The sequence below is a fragment of the Caloramator australicus RC3 genome, from assembly GCF_000297115.1.
GTDB classification, from domain to species: Bacteria; Bacillota; Clostridia; order Clostridiales; family Caloramatoraceae; genus Caloramator; species Caloramator australicus.
Genome location: NZ_CAKP01000082.1, coordinates 73,194 through 92,982, shown reverse-complemented (window position 1 = coordinate 92,982; position 19,789 = coordinate 73,194). Strand labels below are relative to the sequence as shown.

Below are 19,789 nucleotides of genomic sequence, written 5' to 3'. Positions count from 1 at the left end.
TGAGAGATGCCTTTTTGAAATCCTATCACGGGACTCTTGCAATGTATAAACATCAAAGAAGGTTTGTTTTTAATCTGAATGTTGGGCTACATAGCCCAACATAAGTCTTGAAAAGCCGTCTTGTTTTTATTTACATTCTTTAATTATCTCAGTATTTATTCCATCACCAAACAAGGTAAAAGGAATCTTAAACTCTTGTATTCCAGAAACATATGGTGCAAGCTCATAGAGGCCATAAATTACTACTATTCCATCCTTTGTGATATAAAAGGACTGTTTATCAGTAAACTGTGAAACAGTTTCAAGAGCATCATCAAAGTAAGGAATATCGTTTTTGTTCTCCTTTATCTGCCTTTGGATTTCATTTATTATAATAGTCTTATAATCAAAGCCTTTTTTAAATATATCTTTGTATCCAATGATTTTCCCTGTTTTTAGGTTTATGTTATATGGTTTTAATGTAGTATTTCCATGGGCTCCACCTGTATATTCGTAGAATGTAACAGGAATGCTTAATATGCAGTTGCAGTTATAAGCGACCTTAAACCTTGTATATGCTTCATAAGGATTTCTTAAAACTCCGTCCTTTTTAGCTTGCATTGCAAGCTTTTCTATTCTCCTGCTAAAGGCAAATATGTCTTTAACAAACATTTTGTTTATTCTCGACTGAATGCGCAAATTCTTTAGCCCCGTTAAATTTGGAACATCCAAGTTAGACTTAATAAGATCCGTAATTTTTTCATAATGGAAGGTTCTAACGTTAACATTGCACTCTTGGGTTGCTTTAGATTGATTAGGTTCTGCAAAAACATTTGCTGCATTAAAAAACATTACGTTTATTGCGATTAAAAAAATTGCAATAATTCTTTTCATCCAAACACCTTCCTTCATAATTTTTCTATATTTAATTTTCCCTAAAGGAAGGTAATTATTACTTTTCTTTTTACATATTCTCTAATAGTAAAACCCCGTCTTCTAGTCTATAAACCTTATCACAAATTTCAAAAATATCTTCATCATGAGATATAATTATAAAGGTCTTGTCCTTAAGATATGAGTCTAAAAAGTTTATAACCTTTTTCTTATACTTTATATCAATAAAATTTAAAGGTTCATCTAAAATGTAAATATCAGCATTTTTAGATAATCCCCTTGCAAGCTGAACTATTTTCTTCTCGCCACCAGATAAACTTTGTCCTTTATTACTAACCCCTTCTTCTAAAATAACATTATTGTTATTGATTAATGCCAACAAATCTTCTTTAATCTCTTTTTTAATATCTGATTCTGAGTTCAAATTAATATTTTCAATTATTGTTGTATTAAAGATGTAGGCTTCAGAAGGAATTAGAATAATTTTTTCTCTTAAGCCAGATGGATCAATTAACTGATAGTTTATATCATTATAATAAATAGTGCCAGATATAGGATTAATTAATTTAATAATCAAATAACTCAAAGTCGATTTTCCTATTCCATTTCTTCCCTTTATACCAATTTTATCTCCCTTATTTATAATAAAGTTTAAGCCTTTGATTATTTGTTTATCATCATAATAAAAATCTACATCTTTTAATTTTAGAGATTTAAAGTCATCAAGTTTAAAAATTGATCCCTTATTTTCTTCATCAATATCAAATAAACTCTTAATTCTTTCTAATGAAAGTAATGATAATCTTAATTTTTTAGGAAATTCCATAAAAAATTCAATGAGGTCCCATAAACGTGAAAAATATAAGGAAAATGCCACTAAAGTTCCTGCTGTTATTACCCTTCTATAAACCAAATAACCTCCAATGCAGTAAATTAAAAGTGAAGCTAAATTCATGGTTCCTGTTACTATCACAAATTCATAAATAATATTAAGCTTAATCTCTTTATTATATAATCCAAAAATATTCTCTATTACTTTTTTTATCTTTTTTTCAATATAAAATATTGAATTATGTGCTCTTAATGTTAAAATTCCATTATAAGCTTCTTCTACTATACTATCTATCTCTTCATTCTTTTTCATAATTTCGCTATTAAGCTCATTTAATTTTGGAATAAAAATCTTTGTAAATAATATAAAAATAGGTATTAATAAAAGTAAAACCAATGTAAGAAATATATTCAACTTAATCATGATTAATATAACTGTTGAAACATAGAATAAGTTAATAATAAAAGTTGAGTAATCTGAAATAATTAAATTTTTTATTTTATCAATATCTTTATTGATTCTTTGTGTAAAATAACCTAAGTCCTTTTTTAATAATTCTCCATATTCTATGTTATTAATCTTCTTTATCATATCCTGTTTTAAACTGTTAATAACATTAATTTCAATAAAATTTTGAAAATAGTATTTTAAACTTAAAAATAAAATAAATAAAAGTGTAGCTACCAAAAAATAAAGAGCGTTATTCATAAGTTGTTCTAAATTATTCCCTTTTACAGCTTCATCTATTAAGTTTTTTGTAATCATAGGAATAAAAATTATAGTAATTTTATGTAATACCGAGAGGAAAAAATATGTAAATGCATAAATTTTAATCCTTTTAAGATATGTCCATAAAAAATAAAAAGAATCTATCATGTAATCCCCCCTATTACTTTATATAACCCACTTCACCGTCGATAACCGTCATAAATATTTCCACATCCTTAATTTGTTCAGTATTTATATTGAAAATGTCCTCCTCTAGAACAACAAAATCCGCATATTTGCCCCTTTCCAAGGTTCCATAAATATTTTCCATATAATTTGCATATGCTGCATTTTTAGTGTAACATTCTACAGCTTGTTTTACTGTTACATTTTCCCCTTTGTTTAAGTTAATATCATTTACAGCACAATGTATTCCAAGAAGCGGTTCGAATCCATTAAAATCTTTCCCTTCTTTATTTTTCAATGTTGCTGCTCCAAAGGGCGTATCGCTATTGAATATTACCTTGATTCCCTTTTCCAAAAATGTTCTAAACCTATATGTATCCTTTATTCTTCTCTCTCCTACCCTCTTTAAAGTTAATTCCTTTTCTAAAGTAAAAATAGGCTGGAATGAAGCTATGAGGTTTAAATTTTTAAATCTTTCAATATCTTCATCCCTTATTATTTGAATATGTTCAACCCTATTTCTTACATTTTTATTTGGATATATCTTATAAAGCCTTTCATATATATCCAAAAACTTTTTAATTGCAAGATCTCCGATTGCATGAAGAGCTATAGGAAAAGTGTTTTTTAATGAGAATTCAATAATATCTTCAAGCTCATCATCCCTTAGCGTCTGAACTCCTTTATTATCTGGTTCATCTTCATAGCCTTCTATTAGTAAAGCTGTTTTAGAGCCAAAACTTCCATCTAAAAAATATTTACAGGGGCCTTTTTTATTTTCATCCCATCTTCAAGTTCTAAAAACTTTTCAAGTTCTTTGCTTTTGCCTAAGCCTCCACAGGCCATCCTAATTTTTAATTTTCCTTCCTCTTGAAGCCTTTTGTAAATTTTAAAAATCCTTGGATATTGCGTCATAATATCGTTAACCATTGTAATTCCACTTTTTAAAAGCTCCCTTTGAAGCACCATTAGTGCATTTTCAAAGTAGCTCTCATCTATCCTTTCCATAACAAGCCCTAATATTTCAAAAACCCATTCTTCATAAAAAAGCCCCGTTAATCCCTCATCATCCTTTATAGCATTTTTAGAAATTCTAATATTTTCGTCCTCATTTAATCCTAATAATTTTAAAGCTTTAGAGTTTAAAACCATAGAATGTCCGTCCTGCCTTACAAGGCAAACAGGCTTATCATTTATAACTCTATCTATATCGTATCTGTTAGGCATTCTACCTCCAAATATTCCCTCATCCCATCCAGAACCTATTACCCATTCAGTGTCCTTTGATTTGCTAAAGCTTATTAATACATTTTTAAACTCTTCAAAGGTTTCTATTCCCTTTAAATTTAAGTCAACTATACTCCTTGCAGCTTCTATCACATGAATATGGCTTTCTGTAAATCCAGGTAAAACAAGCCTTCCCTGAAGATCGACAATTTCAGCGTCATAATATTTTTCTTTTAAACTATCATAATCCCCCAAATCCTCAATCCTGCCATCCCTTACAAACATCGAATCATACACACTGTTTTTATCATCCATCGTCCTTATAACCCCATTGATATACAAAGTTTTCCCCATACCTTTCCCCCTATCCTTTGTAAATTTTTCCTATTAATATATTAACATATTTTCTAGGTGTAAAACATAATGGATATAAAACAGCTAATTTATCTTTTATCATTTATTAAAATATCATAAGAATTAGTAAGGGATGGCATCTAATATTAACACCACCCCTTACTAAACTTAAGCCTATATAAATAAATCCATATTTTAGAAATGTCAAAAAGTCAAAATGTCAAGTGGCAGGCACTCTAATAATATCGCTAGAAATTCCTCTCTGGATATTTCATATCCTAAGACCTGTTTTATGGATATTGCAATATCTTTTAGTTCATCTTCAAATTCCTCTTGATTTATGTTTATTCCTATGCCTAATATGGCATATTTAACTTTTTCTGAGGAATAAAATATTTCCGTTAATATTCCGCATACCTTTTTCTCATTTAAGTAAACATCATTTGGGAATTTTAAAGTGGCATTAAGGTTATATTTTTCTATTGTTCTAATCACAGCTTTTGCTGCAGCAATGCTTAATAAAGACGTATCCTTTATCCAATCGGGATGGAGAAGTATCGATAGGGCTATAGATTTCCCCTTATAGGTAAACCAGCTTCTTCCATGAGTTCCTCTGCCCTTTGTTTGTTCTTCAGCTAATATACAAAGTCCCCATTCTCCATTTTCGGCATATTCCCTTGCAATATCATTTGTTGAGGTAACAGATTCAAAAAAAAGTATTTTTCTTCCTAAAACATCTGTGTTTAAATTCGAAAAAAACTTTTCAAAGTCAAAATCAACCCTTCCAAAGACTTTATACTCATTTTTAATCATCAGAACTTCACCATCACTCTAGAAATTTGCCCATTCTTCTAAATTTTTCGTATCTACTATTGAGCAAAGTTTCTATATCTAGATTCCTTAATAATTCTAATTCATCTACAAGGCTTTGTTTTATTGATTTTGCAGTTTCATCAACATCCCTATGGGCACCACCTATAGGCTCTTTAATTATCCTATCTATTATTCCAAAATCTAAAAGGTCCTGTGCCGTCAATTTCATCAAAGAAGCTGCCTCTTTGGCCTTTGAAGCGTCCTTCCATAGAATACTTGCAAAACCCTCGGGAGATAAAATGGAATAAATAGCATGCTCCAACATCCAAACCCTATCTCCTACTGCAAGGGCAAGGGCGCCACCACTCCCTCCTTCACCTATTACAATAGAAATTATCGGTGTTTTCAAATTAGACATTTCAAATAAATTCCTTGCTATTGCCTCTCCTTGACCGCGCTCCTCTGATCCGATTCCACAAAAGGCACCAGGTGTATCAATAAAACAAATAACTGGTCTTTTAAACTTTTCCGCCTGCTTCATAAGCCTTAGAGCCTTTCTATAACCTTCAGGATGGGGCATACCAAAATTCCTTTTTATATTTTCCTCAGTATTTTTGCCCTTCTGCTGTCCAATTACCGTAACAGGTTTTCCTTCTAAAAGGGCAATACCTCCTAAGATTGCAGCATCGTCTTTATATAACCTATCACCATGAAGCTCTATAAAATTATCAAATATCCTTTTGATAAGGTCTAATGAAGTTGGCCTTTCTATCTTCCTTGCAAGTAAAACCTTATCCCAAGGGGTTATATTCTTAAAAGAATCCCTTTGAAGTTCCTTTAATTTGTTCTCTAAAATTTCAATTTCGCTGCTTAAATCTATATTTTGAAGTTTAGAAAACTCCTTTAATTCCTTTATCTTTTTCTTAAGCTCCTCAGAAGCCTTTTCGATTTCAAAAATATTCAAACTATCACCCCCTATGGATTAAAAGGATTTGGTAGAGGGTTTCTTTAAGATTTTCCCTTTCAACTATTAGATCTACAAATCCGTGCTCTAACAAGAACTCTGCCCTTTGAAAGCCTTCCGGAAGCTTTTGTTTTATTGTCTGCTCTATAACCCTTGGTCCTGCAAAGCCGATTAATGCATTTGGTTCAGATATTATGATATCCCCAAGCATTGCAAAGCTTGCGGTAACTCCTCCTGTAGTTGGGTCAGTTAAAACGGAAACATATAAAAAGCCTAAATCAGAATGCCTTTTTAATGCTGCACTTGTCTTTGCCATTTGCATAAGGGAAAATATACCCTCCTGCATCCTGGCTCCTCCTGATGCTGTAAATATTATAACAGGCAGCCTTTTTTCCGTTGCCCTTTCAACTGCCCTTGTTATTTTTTCACCTACAACCGAGCCCATACTGCCCATTAAAAAACGGCTGTCCATTACTGCAATTACACAATCAGTTCCTTTAATTTTTCCTTCTCCTGTTACAACTGCTTCTTTAAGTCCTGTTTCATCTATTAATTTTTTTATTTTTCCTTCGTAATCCGGATAAGAAAGGGGATTTAGAGTTGAAAGATCCTTATCATATTCCAAAAATGTTCCTTCATCTATAATCAACTTTATCCTCTGCCATGCCGTCATTCTAAAATATTTATTGCAGTTGGGGCATTTCATAAGATTTTTTTCTATATCTTCCTTTAAAACTATCTTTCCACAGTCATCGCATTTTGTAAAAAGGCCGTCGGGAATATTTACCTTAACCTCTTTTTCTTCCCTTTCCTCTTTTTTATCCACTTTTTGAGGAACCGTTACATATTGTCTTTTTTTAAAAAGATTTATCATCTAATCACCACCCTATTTTAGGTGTAAAAATCTTGCTAAATATCCTGTATCATAAATTCCTTCTATGAATTCCCTTTGATTTAGAAGTTCATAATGAAGGTCAATATTAGTTTTAATCCCTTCTATAACAAATTCCTCAAGGGCCCTTTTCATCCTCTCTATAGCCTCGTTTCTATCCCTTCCATGGGCTATTAGTTTAGCAATCATGGAATCATAGGTTGGTGGAATGCTATAGCCTTGATAAATTGCGCTATCTATCCTTATTCCAAGTCCTCCCGGGAAATGCAAAAAGTCTATCCTTCCTGGGGAAGGTCTAAAGCCATTTTGAACGTCCTCAGCATTTATTCTGCATTCAATTGCATGTCCCTTTAGCATAACATCATCCTGTTTTATATTTAACTTTTCTCCAGCTGCAATTTTAATCTGTTCCTTTATAAGGTCTATACCGGTTATCATCTCGGTTATTGGATGTTCTACCTGAATTCTTGCATTCATTTCTATAAAATAAAAATTACCATGTCTATCTAATAAAAACTCAATCGTTCCTGCGTTTTTGTAGTTAACCGCCTTTGCAGCCTTTACTGCAACCTCCCCCATCCTTCTTCTTAATTTTTCATCTAACACAACCGATGGAGCTTCTTCTATAATCTTTTGGTTTCTTCTTTGCATTGAACAGTCCCTTTCACCGAGATGAACTATATTCCCATAAGAGTCGGCAAGTATTTGAAATTCTATGTGTTTAGGATTTTCGATGAATTTTTCAATATACATAGAATCATCACCAAAGGCATTTTTTGCCTCATTCTTTGCCATATCAAATGCCTTTTTAAGCTCTTCTTCATCCCTTACAATTCTAATGCCTCTTCCACCGCCGCCTGCAGCAGCTTTAACCATAACAGGAAAGCCAATTTTCCTTGCAATTTCAATTGCCTCTTCTAAATTTTTAATTTTACCTTCAGAACCGGGGACTACAGGAACATTAGCCTTTATCATTATCTCCCTTGCCTTTGCCTTATCCCCCATCATGTCAATTGATTCAGGGGAAGGACCTATAAAGGTTATATTGCAGTCCTCACAAAGCTTTGCAAACTTGCTATTTTCAGATAAAAAGCCAAATCCAGGATGGATGGCTTCAGCCTTTGTAAGGACTGTTGCACTTATTATATTTTCCATGTTTAAATAACTATCCTTTGCCCTTGCAGGTCCTATACAAACAGCCTCATCCGCCATTTGAACATGCAGAGCATCCTTATCTATCTCTGAATAAACAGCAACAGTCTTAATTCCCATTTCCCTGCAGGCTCTTATTATTCGAACAGCTATTTCTCCTCTGTTTGCTATTAAAATCTTTTTAAACATAGCATCACTCCTCAAGCCCAATTACAAAGGAAAGCTCCGCTTCACAGGCCTTTTTATCGCCAACATAAGCTATCGCCTTTCCAATTCCCATAGGTCCCCTTCTTTTTATTATCTCAACCTCAAGCCTTAACACATCGCCGGGAATAACCTTTCTTCTAAATTTTGCTTTATCTATACCGGCAAAGTAGGCAACCTTACCTTTAAATTCATCTAAAGAAAGGATTGCAACTGCACCAACCTGTGCCAGAGCTTCAATTATTAAAACTCCAGGCATAACCGGTTTTCCTGGGAAATGACCTTGAAAAAATGGCTCATTAATGCTAACACATTTTGTCCCCACAGCCCTTTCACCAGGAGTAACTTCCTCTATCCTATCTATAAGCAAAAAAGGATATCTATGGGGGATAATATTCATAATATCTTCTATATGCATAATCATCACCTACACCCTGATTTTAAATAGTTCTTGTCCGTATTCCACCATCGTTTCATTCTCTATTAGTATCTCTACGATTTCGCCATCCACATCGCTTTGGATTTCATTCATTATCTTCATAGCCTCAATTATGCATAAGGTATCTCCCTTTTTTACCTTTGTTCCCACTTCAACAAAGGGCTTTAAATTAGGACCTGGGGATCTGTAGAAGGTTCCTACTAATGGGGCTTTTATGACATGTAGGTTTTCTTCCTTTACTTTCGCTTCTTTATCCTCAAGTTTTTCCTCTTGAGGTGTCATTTCTTTTTTAACTTCCTTTACAACCTCTTTGACTTCATAGCCTTCCTTTTTCATTCTGATAGTAATATCATTGCTTATTATCTCAATAAAAGTAAGACTTGAATTATCCATTGCCTTTATTATTTCCTGAATAGCCTTAATGTCCAATTAAATCACCCCAAACTATATCTTTTTGAATATAAGGCAGGCATTATGACCTCCAAATCCAAAGCTATTTGAAAGGGCATAGTTTACCTCTCCCCTTCTTCCTTCATTTGGAACATAATCAAGGTCGCACTCTGGATCCCTCTTTTCATATCCAATAGTTGGAGGAATAAAGCCCTCCTCTATAGCCTTAACACAAACGATTGCCTCGATAGACCCTGCAGCACCTAAAAGATGTCCCGTCATGGATTTTGTTGAGCTTATTGGGATATTCTTTGCATAATCACCAAAGACCTTCTTTATAGCAAGGGTTTCAAGTTTGTCGTTTAAAGGTGTGCTTGTTCCATGGGCATTTATATATGATATTTTTTCTTTTTCTATATTGGCATCTAAAAGGGCCATCTCCATCGCCCTTGAGGCTCCTTCTGCTTCCTCATCCGGTGCCGTCATGTGATATGCATCGCAGGTAAATCCATATCCTACAACTTCGGCGTATATCTTTGCTCCTCTTTTTATAGCATGCCCATATTCTTCTAAAATTAAAATCCCTGCCCCTTCCCCCATAACAAATCCACTTCTTTCAAGGTCAAAGGGGATACTTGCCCTTTTAGGGTCGTTTGAATTAGTAAGGGCTGTAAGGTTTGTAAATCCCGCAAGGGCAAGGGGAGTTATAGGTGCCTCAGCACCTCCTGCTATTGCAACATCTAGATAGCCCATCTGAATATATCTAAAGGCTTCACCTATTGCATTAGTTCCAGAGGCACAGGCAGTAACAACCGATGAACAAATTCCCTTTGCACCAAATTTAATAGCAACGTTTCCCGCTGCAAGATTTACTATTGCCATAGGAATAAATAGCGGTCCTACCTTGTTAGGTCCCTTCTCCAAAAGATTCCTATGCTCCTTTTCGATGGTTAAAAGTCCACCAATTCCAGATCCTATCACAACTCCAAATTTATTTTTATCTATTTCTTCTACATCAAGTCCTGAGTCCTTAACAGCTTCGATGGATGATGCTACTGCAAATTGACAGAATCTATCCATCCTCTTTGCTTCTTTTTTATCCATATAATTGTTAGGATCAAAATCCTTAACCTCTGCTGCAACCTTCACTTTAAAATTCTCTGTATCAAAGCTTCTTATATAGTCAATTCCAAGCCTTCCTTCCCTAACTCCTTTAAAGAAGGACTTAGCATCCTTCCCTATAGGCGTTATCGCTCCAAGTCCTGTAACAACAACTCTTCTTTTCATCTCACTCACTCCTTACATTACCATGCCACCATCAACGTTTATGACCTGACCTGTTATATATGAAGCCATATCTGAGGCTAAGAATGCTGCAAGATTCGCAACATCCTCGGGATTTCCAAGTCTTTTTAAAGGAATTAATTCCATCATCTTTTCCTTTATCTTTTCTGGAAGCTTTCCAGTCATATCGGTAACTATATACCCAGGTGCAATTGCATTAACAGTTATATTCCTTGATGCTATTTCCTTTGCAACAGACTTTGTAAGACCTATAAGGCCTGCCTTTGATGCAGCATAGTTTGCCTGTCCTGCATTCCCTATAATGCCTATTACCGATGATATGTTTATTATTCTTCCGCTTTTTTGCTTTATTAAAAAAGGCAATCCTGCCTTTATAACATTAAAGGCACCCTTAAGATTAACATCTAAAACCTCATCAAAATCCTCAAGGCTCATGCGCATTAGAAGGTTATCCCTTGTAATTCCTGCATTGTTAACTAAAATGTCTATCTTTCCGAATTTTTCAATAGCAGCCTTTACTATATTTTCTGCATCACCATAGTTTTTAACATCGCCTTGGACTAATAAAACCTCTGAACCATAGCCCATTAGCTTTTCCTCAAGTTCCTTTAAATTATCTTGAGAAGTCCTATAATTTATAACCAAATTTGCACCTTCTTTTGCAAACTTTTCTGCAATTGCCCTTCCTATCCCCTTTGCAGCTCCTGTAATTAATGCAACCTTTCCCTTTAACATTCAACCACTCCCAATTCCTTTAAAGTTTTTTCAAGGGATTCTATATCCTCAACGTTTAAAGTTTTTACCTTTCTATCAATCTTTTTGATGAATCCTGTTAAAACCTTTCCAGGTCCTAACTCTATAAATGTATCGACACCAAGGTCTATTAAATATCTTATGCTATCCTCCCAAAGGACAGGACTTATCATCTGAAGTTTCAAGGATTCTCTTATATTTCCATCGAGGGGCTTTGCAGTTTCATTAGCAATTATAGGAATTGAAGGATTTTTAAACTCAAACCCTTTAATATTCTCATAAAAAATGTTTGACGCTTCCGTCAAAAGTTTTGTATGAAAAGCTCCACTTACCGAAAGCCTTACAAATTTTCCTTTTTTGTTTTCTACAAGCTCCTTTGCAACTTCCAGTGTCCTTATGTGCCCTGCAATTACCGTCTGCTTTGGACAATTTAGATTTGCTATGCTTAAAAATTCTTCCTGTTGTGCTCTTTCTACTATTTCCTTTACTTCATCTAAATCAAGTCCTATAACTGCAGCCATTCCATGATTTCCTTCTTTAAAGGAATTTTGCATGAGGCTACCTCTTAACGCAACTATTTTTACAGCATCCTCAAAGCTTAAAACATCTGCAGCAACAAGGGCTGAATATTCTCCAAGGCTAAAACCTGCAACATAATCAGCTTTTATGCCATACTTTTTTAATGCTAATAGGGAAGCTATGCTTACCGTTAAAATACATACCTGAGCATTTTCAGTTTTATCAAGCTCCTCAGAAGGTCCATTAAAACAAAGATTTATTATGTCTTTTTTTGAATGAAGATTAGCTGAATTAAAAATTTCCTTAACATCGTCGAACTTTTCATGAAGCTCCCTTCCCATGCCTACGCATTGGGAACCCTGTCCTGAAAATACAAACGCGATCTTACCCACACTAATCCTCCTTGATATAATTTTTAACCATATTTTTTATAGTATCCTCTGCACCCTTTACCAAATCCTCTATTATTTCACTACATGTTTCTTCCTTCTTGACAAGTCCTGCAATCTGTCCTGCCATCACTGAGCCATTTTCAATATCTCCTTCCTTAACCGCTCGCTTTAGACTTCCTTTTCCTATTTCCTCAAATTTTTCAATATCAACGCCTTCCTTTTCCATCTGAAGCATAACCCTCGCAAGTTTATTAAAAAGTATCCTTACAGGATGCCCTGTAAATCTTCCGGTTACAACAGTATCGATATCCTTTGCCTTTAAAACCATCTTTTTATAGTTTTCATGGACAGTGCATTCCTTTGCCACTAAAAACCTTGTTCCTAGCTGAACACCTTCAGCACCAAGCATTAGGGCTGCTGCAAAACCTCTTCCATCTCCAATTCCTCCTGCTGCTATAACTGGAATATTGACTGCATCAACCACTTGAGGAACTAAGGCCATCGTTGTAAGCTCGCCAACATGTCCTCCAGATTCTCCTCCTTCTGCGATAATAGCATCAGCACCATATTTTTCAACCCTTCTTGCAAGGGCAACTGAAGGAACAACGGGAATGACAATAGTCCCATTCTTTTTCCAAAGCTCTATGTATTTTGACGGATTTCCTGCCCCTGTTGTTACCACCTTAACCTTTTCTTCCGCAACAATCTTGGCAACCTCATCAGCATATGGACTTAAAAGCATTATATTTACTCCAAAGGGCTTATCTGTAAGTTCCTTTGCCCTTCTTATTTCCTCCCTAACCCATTCTGCTGGGGCATTCCCTGCAGCAATTATTCCAAGGCCTCCTGCATTGGAAACTGCTGATGCTAAGGTAGCATCAGCAATCCAAGCCATTCCACCCTGAAAAATAGGGTATTTTGTCCCTATCATCTTTGTTATTCTTGTTTCAAACATTTCAATTCCCCCAATTAAATTCTTTCTTGTATGTAGTCAACAACATCCTTAACAGTATTAAAGTTTTGTCCTTCTTCAATTTCAATTCCAAATGCATCTTCAACATTCATAACAAGTTCAACAAGGTCCAATGAATCAAGTCCTAAGTCCTCAAAGCTTGTTTCTAAACTGATTTCTTCCTTTTCCATTCCCATGTTTTCTGAAATTATTTCCCTTAATCTTTCAAATACCATAATTACTTCTCCTTTCATTTGATTTTCAAATATTTTTATTTTCAAAATATATGGTATTAAATTAAACTTCTAAAAGGGCCGCACCCCAAGTTAATCCTCCGCCAAAGCCTACAAGGATTATTTTATCACCCTTTTGAACTAGACCTTTTTTATATACTTCATCTAGGGCTATTGGAATGCTGGCTGCAGAAGTGTTGCCATAATGCTGTATGTTTATATAAAATTTTTCAAAGCTTACTTTAAATTTCTTTGCTGCAAATTCTATTATCCTTATATTAGCTTGATGTGGGATAATTAATTTTATGTCATCTAAACTTAAATTGCTGTCCTTTAACACCCTTTCTATGCTGTCGACTATAACCTCAGTTGCAAACTTAAAAACTTCCCTTCCATCCATAAATATATGTGATTTTGGTTGTTCCTTAGAAACTATTGGATTATTTACTGAAATTGCAGGTATTTTTAAAAGTTTTCCCTTTGAACCATCAGAGGCAATAAAGTGATTGATTATTCCTTTTTCTTGGCTTAGCCCTAAAAATGCTGCTCCTGCACCATCGCCAAACAAAACGCAGGTATTTCTATCCTTCCAATCCACAACCTTTGATAAAACCTCTGCCCCAACTATAAGGGCATTTTTAACGCTGCCACCCTTTATCATGGATGTTGCAATCGACAAGGCATACAAAAACCCACTGCAGGCTGCGTTTATATCAAAGCAGGCAGCCCGTAAGGCTTTTAGCTTTTCCTGTAGCATGCAAGATACCGAAGGCGTAAAATTATCTGGCGTTACCGTCGCTGCGATTATAAGCTCTATCTCCTCAGGATTTATCTTTGCACCTTTTATCGCCTCTATTGCTGCTTTATATGCTAAATCCGATGTATCCTCACCCTTTGATATATGCCTTGTTTTAATTCCAGTTCTTGTTGTAATCCATTCGTCATCAGTTTCAACTATTGAGCTTAAAAATGAATTATCAAAGATGCTTTCAGGAACATAACTTCCGGTTGATAATAATTTTACATTTCTCACATCTCATCACTCTTTTCTTAAAATTAGGTCATATTTTTTTCTAAAAAACTCCTTGAGTTTCTCAAGAGAACTAATGAGAATCTTTTCTTCCTCTTCCGATAGTCCATCGATAATACTTCTTATCATCTCATGATGGAACCTTTCATGAAGCTTGTAAACAAGCTCGCCTTTTTTTGTTAATCTTACAAAAACAACCCTTCTATCCTCTTCTGATCTAAACCTTTCTGCGTATCCTTTTCTTACTAATTTATCAACCATTATTGTAAGGGTCCCCATTGTAACCTTTAAATCCTGTGCAACCTCCCCCATCGTCCTTTCAGTAGCTTTCCCTATTGCCTCAATGGCATGAACTTCAGTTATTGAAAGGTCTGAAAGCTCACCGCTTTTTAAGGCGTTTTGTTCAATCAGCAAGATATCATTAAAAATATCCACAAGAAGTTGATTTAATACACTGTAGGACTTATCCATCAAATCACCTCAAAGTCTAATATTTATTCTTTTGTTTACTTCAACGGATATAAAATATGCTGCTACTGTCTTTATTATATCAGGAATTATAAATGGAATCATCCCTATCTTTAGCGCCTTATCAAAGTCCATCCCTGTCACATACTTTAAATAGGGAACTCCGATGGCATATATAAAAAATACGCAAAGTATCACAATTAATAGATCTAAAATCCTGTTTTTAAAATTTACCCCTTTTCCTAAAATAAAGGCCGCTATTGGAAAAGAGATTAAATATCCCCCAGTAGGCCCAATTAATACTTCTAATCCTCCCCTTCCGCCTGCGAAAACAGGAAGTCCTACAGCACCAAGTAATATGTAAACTAAGCAAGCTACAGCCCCTTCCTTTGCTCCTAATAATAAACCTGCTAAAAATACTCCAAAGGTTTGTAAGGTTATAGGAACGGTTCCTATTGGAATTGAGATAAAGGATAAAACACTCAAAATTGATGCAAACAGAGCAATCTTTGTAATTTTTTTAATTGGCAAATTATCTTCCTCCTTTATTTTGATAATCAAATATTTTTATTTTCAAAATTTATTTTAGTATATTATATTCCACAAGTCAATATATTATACTAAATTAAAATAAAATAAAAAAGGCTGATTGATCAGCCTCACAGACTGTAGACAAACTCTCATCGGTGTTTGGACTTTGCAAGAGCCCCGTGAATGGATTTCAAAAAGGCATCTCTCATGAGCTCTAGCAATTCTTGCTTTTCGACTTTTCAAAAGTCCGTAATTCTGCACACGGACGTGCAGAGCCGAGTGGCCGACACGGATGTCGGCTCACGAGGGTAGGACTTTTGAAAACAAAGAAAAGCTTAGAATTGCTTAGCGAAATGAGCGAATGCCGGGGAAATCCTTCACGGGGCTTATCAAAAAACAACTTTTTCAACAGTCTGAAAGGCTGATCGATCAGCCTCATTCCTTTAATCCTGTAGTTGCAATACCCTTTATAAAATTCTTTTGGAAAATTAAGAATATCAATATCGATGGAATTGATAAAATCATAACACCTGCTAATACCTGATCCCAGAATTGATAATATTGTCCATAGAAGGAGTTAAGCCCAACTGGGAGTGTATACATTTCTTCAGATTGAGCCAAAAGGCTTGGCCAAAGAAAGCTATTCCAATTCCCTGTAAACATTAAAATAAATTGTGTAGAAAGTGCTGGTCTTGCAAGAGGTAAAACTATTCTAAAGAATATTCCAAATCGACTAAGTCCATCTATCATAGCAGATTCCTCGATGGCTTTAGGTATTGTTGTAAAAAACTGCCTCATTAAAAATATTCCAAATAAGCTTGTTAAAAAGGGTATTGTAAGCCCTTTATAAGTATTAACCCACCCAAGTTTGGATAAAAGGATAAATGTTGGAACCATAACAACCTGCCCTGGAACCATCATCATACCAAGGATTGCTAAAAACAAAGCCTTCTTTCCCGGGAAATTGATTCTTGCAAGGGCATAACCCGCCATTGAGTTAAATAGTATATTCCCAAGAGTAACTAAAAGAGCAACGTATATACTATTAAATACCCATCTTGCAAAGGGAAATTCCTTCCATAAAAAAATATAATTTTTCGCTGAAAGCGTTTTGAAATCTATGTTAAAATTATTGATTTCGCTGGTAGGTTTAAAGGAGGTTATAAAACTCCATAAAAATGGGCCAAGACAGATCACTGCATACCCTACAAGAATTAAGTAGAACAATACCTTGGACAATTTAAAACCCTTTTGCATCAAATCACCCCTAAAACTCAGTTTCCTCGCCGAAGAACTTTCTTTGTATAAGAGTTAAAATAAAAATTATTGCAAATAATATAAATGCTATTGCACTTGCATATCCCATCTGAAAATCTCTAAAACCCGTTTTGTATAAATAAAGCACTACCGTCATAGTTGAATCAAGAGGTCCTCCTGTTCCATTGGATACAACAAAAGCTTGATCAAATACCTGGAACGTTCCTATAAGGGATACGACTAAATTAAAAAATATAGTAGGCTTTAAAAGAGGAACTGTAATATATAAAACTTCTTGTATTTTACTTGCACCATCTATCCTTGCCGCTTCATATAAAGACATAGGAATATCCTGAAGGCCTGCAAGGAAGATAACCATATAAAGACCAACTGAAGACCAAATTGCCATCATCATAATAGTTGGAAGTGCAAGCCTTGTGTCACCAAACCAATTATATGGTGGCAAATTGAAAAAACTCAAAATTTTATTCAATATTCCGTCTGTTTTAAATATGAATAAGAACATAACCGAAACCGCAACGGTAGAGGTAACAGTTGGAATATAATAGGCTACTCTAAAAAAAGTTTTACCCTTTATGTTTAAATCCACTATGAGTGCTAAAACAAGGGCAATAAAAAGCTGTATTGGAACAACACCTAACGAATACAAACTAGTGTTTAAAAGGGCCCTTAGAAAGGTTGAATCTTGAAATGCATTTATATAATTCGATAAACCCACCCATGGCGCCTCAAACATGCTGACCATATCAAGATAAGAATACTCTTTAAAGCTGAGCATAAAAGCAACTAAAAGCGGTCCAATAAAAAACACAGCCGCCGATATGACGAATGGCAATACAAACAGCCATCCTTCTATTTTTTCCCTTCTTTTTAATCTTTTCATTGTCATAACTTTTGTTTTAGAAGGTGCTACATTTGTTTTAACCTCTAGGCTCATTTAAAGACCTCCTTTAAAAATGGGAAGCGGAAAACCGCTTCCCTGTATTATTTTACTTCCTTAATAGCCTGATCTAATGCAGTCTTTGCATCCTTAACCTTCTTATAGTATAACTTTTCACAAGCCTTATTTAGAGCATCAAGAATCTTTGAGCTCTTTATACCAAATTGATATACTTGTGAGTATTTTACCATGTCAACAAGTGGCTTTCTTTCTGGGTATTTAGCAGTATAAACACCACCCATTGAAATTCTTGACGGAATAGCAAGACCGCTTTCAGCAGTCATTGAGAGTGCCTGTCTTCCTGTTAAGAACTTAATAACTTCAGCAGCTTCTACCTTATTCTTTGTTCTTGCGCTCATCGCATAAGCAACTGTAAATACCAAATCTCCTTCCTTATCTCCCTTTGGTAATCTTGCAATTCCATAGTTAACATTTGGTGCTGCATCCTTCATGAATGGAATCATCCATCCACCTTCTATAACCATTGCTACCTTCTTTTGTGCAAGGGCATCTCCATTCCAGCCAACACCAAGTTCCTTTGGAGTTGCTGCATAGCCCTTCTTTAACAATGAAACATAGAAATCTAATCCCTTGGCAGCTTGTGGTGTATTAAATACTGGCTTGTCTCCATCATTTATCTTAGCACCTGATTGGAACATAAATGGAATAAATCTTGCAGCATCTATTGATAATGATAACCCCTTTACACCATTCTTTGTAAGCTTCTTTGCAGCTTCTTCAAGTTCCTTCCAAGTTGTTGGAGCCTTTGTAATCCCTGCTTCTTTAAACATATCCTTATTGTAGAACAATACTAATGTATTGTAATCCTTTGGTAGACCATAAATCTTTCCACCACTTGTAAAACCCTTTAATAGCGACGGTTCAAAATCCTTTACGTCGTTCTTGTCAAGATAACTATCAAGTGGGGCTATTACCTTCTTTGCTATGTATGCAGGTGCTTGATAAACATCAAGATAGAATACATCTGGTTCTGTTCTTGATGCAATTTTTACTTGCATCACTTGGTTATAATCCCCTGTTATAACTAATTTTTGAATTTTAATGTTTGGATAAAGTCTTTCAAATTCTTTTATTTGGTTGTCGAGAAGCTCAGATTCTGCAGGAGATGAGGCCCATACTCCTAACCTGATAACCTTTTTTGTTGCAGCATTAACCTTTGCAGGTTTAAATGTGCTTCCTGCAAAAAGTCCAACCGCCATTACAGCAGCTGTAAAAAGAGCGATTAACTTTTTCATGTGGATCCCCCTTTACATTTTTATTTATTTTTACCCATTAAGGGTAGTAAACTTAAATATTCTTTGTAGACTCCCTAATTATTAATTCTGGTTGAATTATTACTCTTCCAATCCTTTGACCTGATATCATATTAATTAGGACATTTGCTGCCGATTCTCCTATTATAGCTGTGTCTTGTCTAATTGTTGTTAGCTTTGGATTGGTAAGCTGTGCAAGATATAAATCATCAAATCCAACAATAGAAATATCATCCGGAACAGAATATCCTAAATTGTTAAGTGCGTTCATTGCCCCTATTGCCATAAGGTCACTTGCGCAAAAAATTGCTGTTATGTCCTTATGAGTTTTAATTAGCTCTTCGGCTGCCCTTTCTCCTCCTCTATCTGAAAAGTCTGCGTAAACTATAAGTTCTTTATCAATCGGAATATTATATCTATTCAATGCTAAAAAGTAACCATCAAGCCTTTCAAAACTTACAAAGGCATCCTTATGTCCATTTATCATCGCAATCCTTTTATGACCTAATTTAATTAGATGCTCAACTGCCATAAAGGCACCTTTTACGTTGTCTACTCCTATACATCCAACATTTGGATTATTTATATATATATCATAGAGGACGCAAGGATACTGAAATTCATTTAATTCCTTATAATACTCATCGGTAAGCTTTAGCCCCATAATAAATGCACCATCTATTTGTTTCTCTTGATATAATTTAGATAATGTTTGAGATTTTTGCATATCGCTGCTTGTTGATAAAAGGACTGTTTCAAAGCCCTGCCTATCTGCAGCATTTTTAAAGGACATGAGCATTTGAAATACAAGTGGATTTAGCATACCAGTTTGGTCATAATCCTCAACAAGCATCCCAATTCTAAAGTTCTTATTTGAACTTAAACTTTTAGCAATAAGATTTGGTCTATACCCTAATTCTTCTGCAACTTTTAAAATATATTCTCTGGTTTCCGGGTTAATATCGCTATAATTGTTAAAAGCCCTTGAAACGGTGCTTACAGAAACACCGGCTTTTTTAGCAACATCTTTAATTGTTACATTTTTTTCCATTAATATCCCTCCTTCTGCAAGCACCATTT

General features: G+C 34.7%; 21 protein-coding genes and 1 pseudogene. All 22 read right to left on the bottom strand.

Annotated features, from left to right (window positions below; translation table 11 throughout):
• Window positions 1-126: 126 nt before the first annotated feature.
• Entirely contained in the window at window positions 127-873 is a 747-nt protein-coding gene (locus CAAU_RS07795; RefSeq protein ID WP_008908894.1) for a DUF3298 and DUF4163 domain-containing protein, read from the bottom strand.
• Between the two features lie 70 nt (window positions 874-943).
• Complete coding sequence (locus CAAU_RS07790; RefSeq protein ID WP_008908893.1) at window positions 944-2,581, bottom strand: ABC transporter transmembrane domain-containing protein; 1,638 nt, start codon at window positions 2,579-2,581, stop codon at window positions 944-946.
• 13 nt (window positions 2,582-2,594) lie between these two features.
• Window positions 2,595-3,317: pseudogene (locus tag CAAU_RS15425) on the bottom strand (amidohydrolase); the annotation flags it as partial.
• Between the two features lie 29 nt (window positions 3,318-3,346).
• Window positions 3,347-4,180, bottom strand: a complete 834-nt coding sequence (locus CAAU_RS15420) for an amidohydrolase family protein (RefSeq protein WP_008908891.1) — start codon at window positions 4,178-4,180, stop codon at window positions 3,347-3,349.
• A 204-nt stretch (window positions 4,181-4,384) separates the two neighbouring features.
• Entirely contained in the window at window positions 4,385-4,993 is a 609-nt protein-coding gene (locus tag CAAU_RS07775; protein WP_008908890.1) for a biotin--[acetyl-CoA-carboxylase] ligase, read from the bottom strand.
• 13 nt (window positions 4,994-5,006) lie between these two features.
• A complete protein-coding gene (locus tag CAAU_RS07770; RefSeq protein ID WP_083852848.1) occupies window positions 5,007-5,951 on the bottom strand; it encodes an acetyl-CoA carboxylase carboxyltransferase subunit alpha in 945 nt (314 codons plus the stop codon).
• Between the two features lie 10 nt (window positions 5,952-5,961).
• Window positions 5,962-6,828 carry an acetyl-CoA carboxylase, carboxyltransferase subunit beta gene (gene accD / locus CAAU_RS07765; RefSeq protein ID WP_192811206.1) on the bottom strand — a complete coding sequence of 289 codons (867 nt, stop codon included), beginning with the start codon at window positions 6,826-6,828 and terminating at the stop codon, window positions 5,962-5,964.
• A gap of 15 nt (window positions 6,829-6,843) precedes the next feature.
• Window positions 6,844-8,190 carry an acetyl-CoA carboxylase biotin carboxylase subunit gene (locus tag CAAU_RS07760; RefSeq protein WP_008908887.1) on the bottom strand — a complete coding sequence of 449 codons (1,347 nt, stop codon included), beginning with the start codon at window positions 8,188-8,190 and terminating at the stop codon, window positions 6,844-6,846.
• 4 nt (window positions 8,191-8,194) lie between these two features.
• Window positions 8,195-8,629 (bottom strand): 3-hydroxyacyl-ACP dehydratase FabZ, encoded by a 435-nt coding sequence (gene fabZ / locus CAAU_RS07755; protein WP_008908886.1) that lies wholly within the window; start codon window positions 8,627-8,629, stop codon window positions 8,195-8,197.
• Window positions 8,630-8,632: 3 nt separating this feature from the next.
• Window positions 8,633-9,073: an acetyl-CoA carboxylase biotin carboxyl carrier protein gene (gene accB / locus CAAU_RS07750; RefSeq protein ID WP_008908885.1), complete on the bottom strand. Its 441-nt coding sequence runs from the start codon at window positions 9,071-9,073 to the stop codon at window positions 8,633-8,635.
• Window positions 9,074-9,088: 15 nt separating this feature from the next.
• Window positions 9,089-10,321, bottom strand: coding sequence for a beta-ketoacyl-ACP synthase II (gene fabF / locus CAAU_RS07745; protein WP_008908884.1), 1,233 nt, complete (start codon window positions 10,319-10,321; stop codon window positions 9,089-9,091).
• A 12-nt stretch (window positions 10,322-10,333) separates the two neighbouring features.
• Window positions 10,334-11,074 (bottom strand): 3-oxoacyl-[acyl-carrier-protein] reductase, encoded by a 741-nt coding sequence (gene fabG / locus CAAU_RS07740; protein WP_008908883.1) that lies wholly within the window; start codon window positions 11,072-11,074, stop codon window positions 10,334-10,336.
• Window positions 11,068-12,003: an ACP S-malonyltransferase gene (fabD, locus tag CAAU_RS07735; protein WP_008908882.1), complete on the bottom strand. Its 936-nt coding sequence runs from the start codon at window positions 12,001-12,003 to the stop codon at window positions 11,068-11,070. Before fabD ends, fabG begins: the two co-directional genes overlap by 7 nt.
• A 1-nt stretch (window position 12,004) precedes the next feature.
• On the bottom strand, window positions 12,005-12,958 hold the full coding sequence (gene fabK / locus CAAU_RS07730; protein ID WP_008908881.1) for an enoyl-[acyl-carrier-protein] reductase FabK: 954 nt from the start codon (window positions 12,956-12,958) through the stop codon (window positions 12,005-12,007).
• A 14-nt stretch (window positions 12,959-12,972) separates the two neighbouring features.
• Window positions 12,973-13,191: an acyl carrier protein gene (gene acpP / locus CAAU_RS07725; protein ID WP_008908880.1), complete on the bottom strand. Its 219-nt coding sequence runs from the start codon at window positions 13,189-13,191 to the stop codon at window positions 12,973-12,975.
• A 61-nt stretch (window positions 13,192-13,252) separates the two neighbouring features.
• Window positions 13,253-14,221 (bottom strand): beta-ketoacyl-ACP synthase III, encoded by a 969-nt coding sequence (locus tag CAAU_RS07720; RefSeq protein WP_008908879.1) that lies wholly within the window; start codon window positions 14,219-14,221, stop codon window positions 13,253-13,255.
• A 6-nt stretch (window positions 14,222-14,227) separates the two neighbouring features.
• On the bottom strand, window positions 14,228-14,689 hold the full coding sequence (locus tag CAAU_RS07715) for a MarR family winged helix-turn-helix transcriptional regulator (protein ID WP_008908878.1): 462 nt from the start codon (window positions 14,687-14,689) through the stop codon (window positions 14,228-14,230).
• Between the two features lie 9 nt (window positions 14,690-14,698).
• Window positions 14,699-15,217: a biotin transporter BioY gene (locus CAAU_RS07710; protein WP_008908877.1), complete on the bottom strand. Its 519-nt coding sequence runs from the start codon at window positions 15,215-15,217 to the stop codon at window positions 14,699-14,701.
• Between the two features lie 435 nt (window positions 15,218-15,652).
• On the bottom strand, window positions 15,653-16,474 hold the full coding sequence (locus CAAU_RS07705; protein ID WP_008908876.1) for a carbohydrate ABC transporter permease: 822 nt from the start codon (window positions 16,472-16,474) through the stop codon (window positions 15,653-15,655).
• A gap of 10 nt (window positions 16,475-16,484) precedes the next feature.
• The gene (locus CAAU_RS07700) at window positions 16,485-17,432 is read right to left on the bottom strand and encodes a carbohydrate ABC transporter permease (RefSeq protein WP_008908875.1); all 948 of its coding nucleotides are present in this window, start codon (window positions 17,430-17,432) and stop codon (window positions 16,485-16,487) included.
• Between the two features lie 47 nt (window positions 17,433-17,479).
• Entirely contained in the window at window positions 17,480-18,691 is a 1,212-nt protein-coding gene (locus tag CAAU_RS07695) for an ABC transporter substrate-binding protein (protein WP_008908874.1), read from the bottom strand.
• Between the two features lie 52 nt (window positions 18,692-18,743).
• Window positions 18,744-19,760, bottom strand: a complete 1,017-nt coding sequence (locus CAAU_RS07690) for a LacI family DNA-binding transcriptional regulator (RefSeq protein WP_008908873.1) — start codon at window positions 19,758-19,760, stop codon at window positions 18,744-18,746.
• Window positions 19,761-19,789 lie beyond the last annotated feature (29 nt).

Coding starts and splice junctions, on each gene's coding strand:
- CAAU_RS07790 (WP_008908893.1), bottom strand. CDS start 2,581: ATGATAGATTCTTTTTATTTTTTATGGACATATCTTAAAAGGATTAAA.
- CAAU_RS15420 (WP_008908891.1), bottom strand. CDS start 4,180: ATGGGGAAAACTTTGTATATCAATGGGGTTATAAGGACGATGGATGAT.
- CAAU_RS07795 (WP_008908894.1), bottom strand. CDS start 873: ATGAAAAGAATTATTGCAATTTTTTTAATCGCAATAAACGTAATGTTT.
- fabF (WP_008908884.1), bottom strand. CDS start 10,321: ATGAAAAGAAGAGTTGTTGTTACAGGACTTGGAGCGATAACGCCTATA.
- CAAU_RS07700 (WP_008908875.1), bottom strand. CDS start 17,432: ATGAGCCTAGAGGTTAAAACAAATGTAGCACCTTCTAAAACAAAAGTT.
- CAAU_RS07690 (WP_008908873.1), bottom strand. CDS start 19,760: ATGGAAAAAAATGTAACAATTAAAGATGTTGCTAAAAAAGCCGGTGTT.
- CAAU_RS07695 (WP_008908874.1), bottom strand. CDS start 18,691: ATGAAAAAGTTAATCGCTCTTTTTACAGCTGCTGTAATGGCGGTTGGA.
- CAAU_RS07775 (WP_008908890.1), bottom strand. CDS start 4,993: ATGATTAAAAATGAGTATAAAGTCTTTGGAAGGGTTGATTTTGACTTT.
- fabZ (WP_008908886.1), bottom strand. CDS start 8,629: ATGATTATGCATATAGAAGATATTATGAATATTATCCCCCATAGATAT.
- CAAU_RS07760 (WP_008908887.1), bottom strand. CDS start 8,190: ATGTTTAAAAAGATTTTAATAGCAAACAGAGGAGAAATAGCTGTTCGA.
- acpP (WP_008908880.1), bottom strand. CDS start 13,191: ATGGTATTTGAAAGATTAAGGGAAATAATTTCAGAAAACATGGGAATG.
- fabK (WP_008908881.1), bottom strand. CDS start 12,958: ATGTTTGAAACAAGAATAACAAAGATGATAGGGACAAAATACCCTATT.
- CAAU_RS07705 (WP_008908876.1), bottom strand. CDS start 16,474: ATGCAAAAGGGTTTTAAATTGTCCAAGGTATTGTTCTACTTAATTCTT.
- CAAU_RS07715 (WP_008908878.1), bottom strand. CDS start 14,689: ATGGATAAGTCCTACAGTGTATTAAATCAACTTCTTGTGGATATTTTT.
- fabG (WP_008908883.1), bottom strand. CDS start 11,074: ATGTTAAAGGGAAAGGTTGCATTAATTACAGGAGCTGCAAAGGGGATA.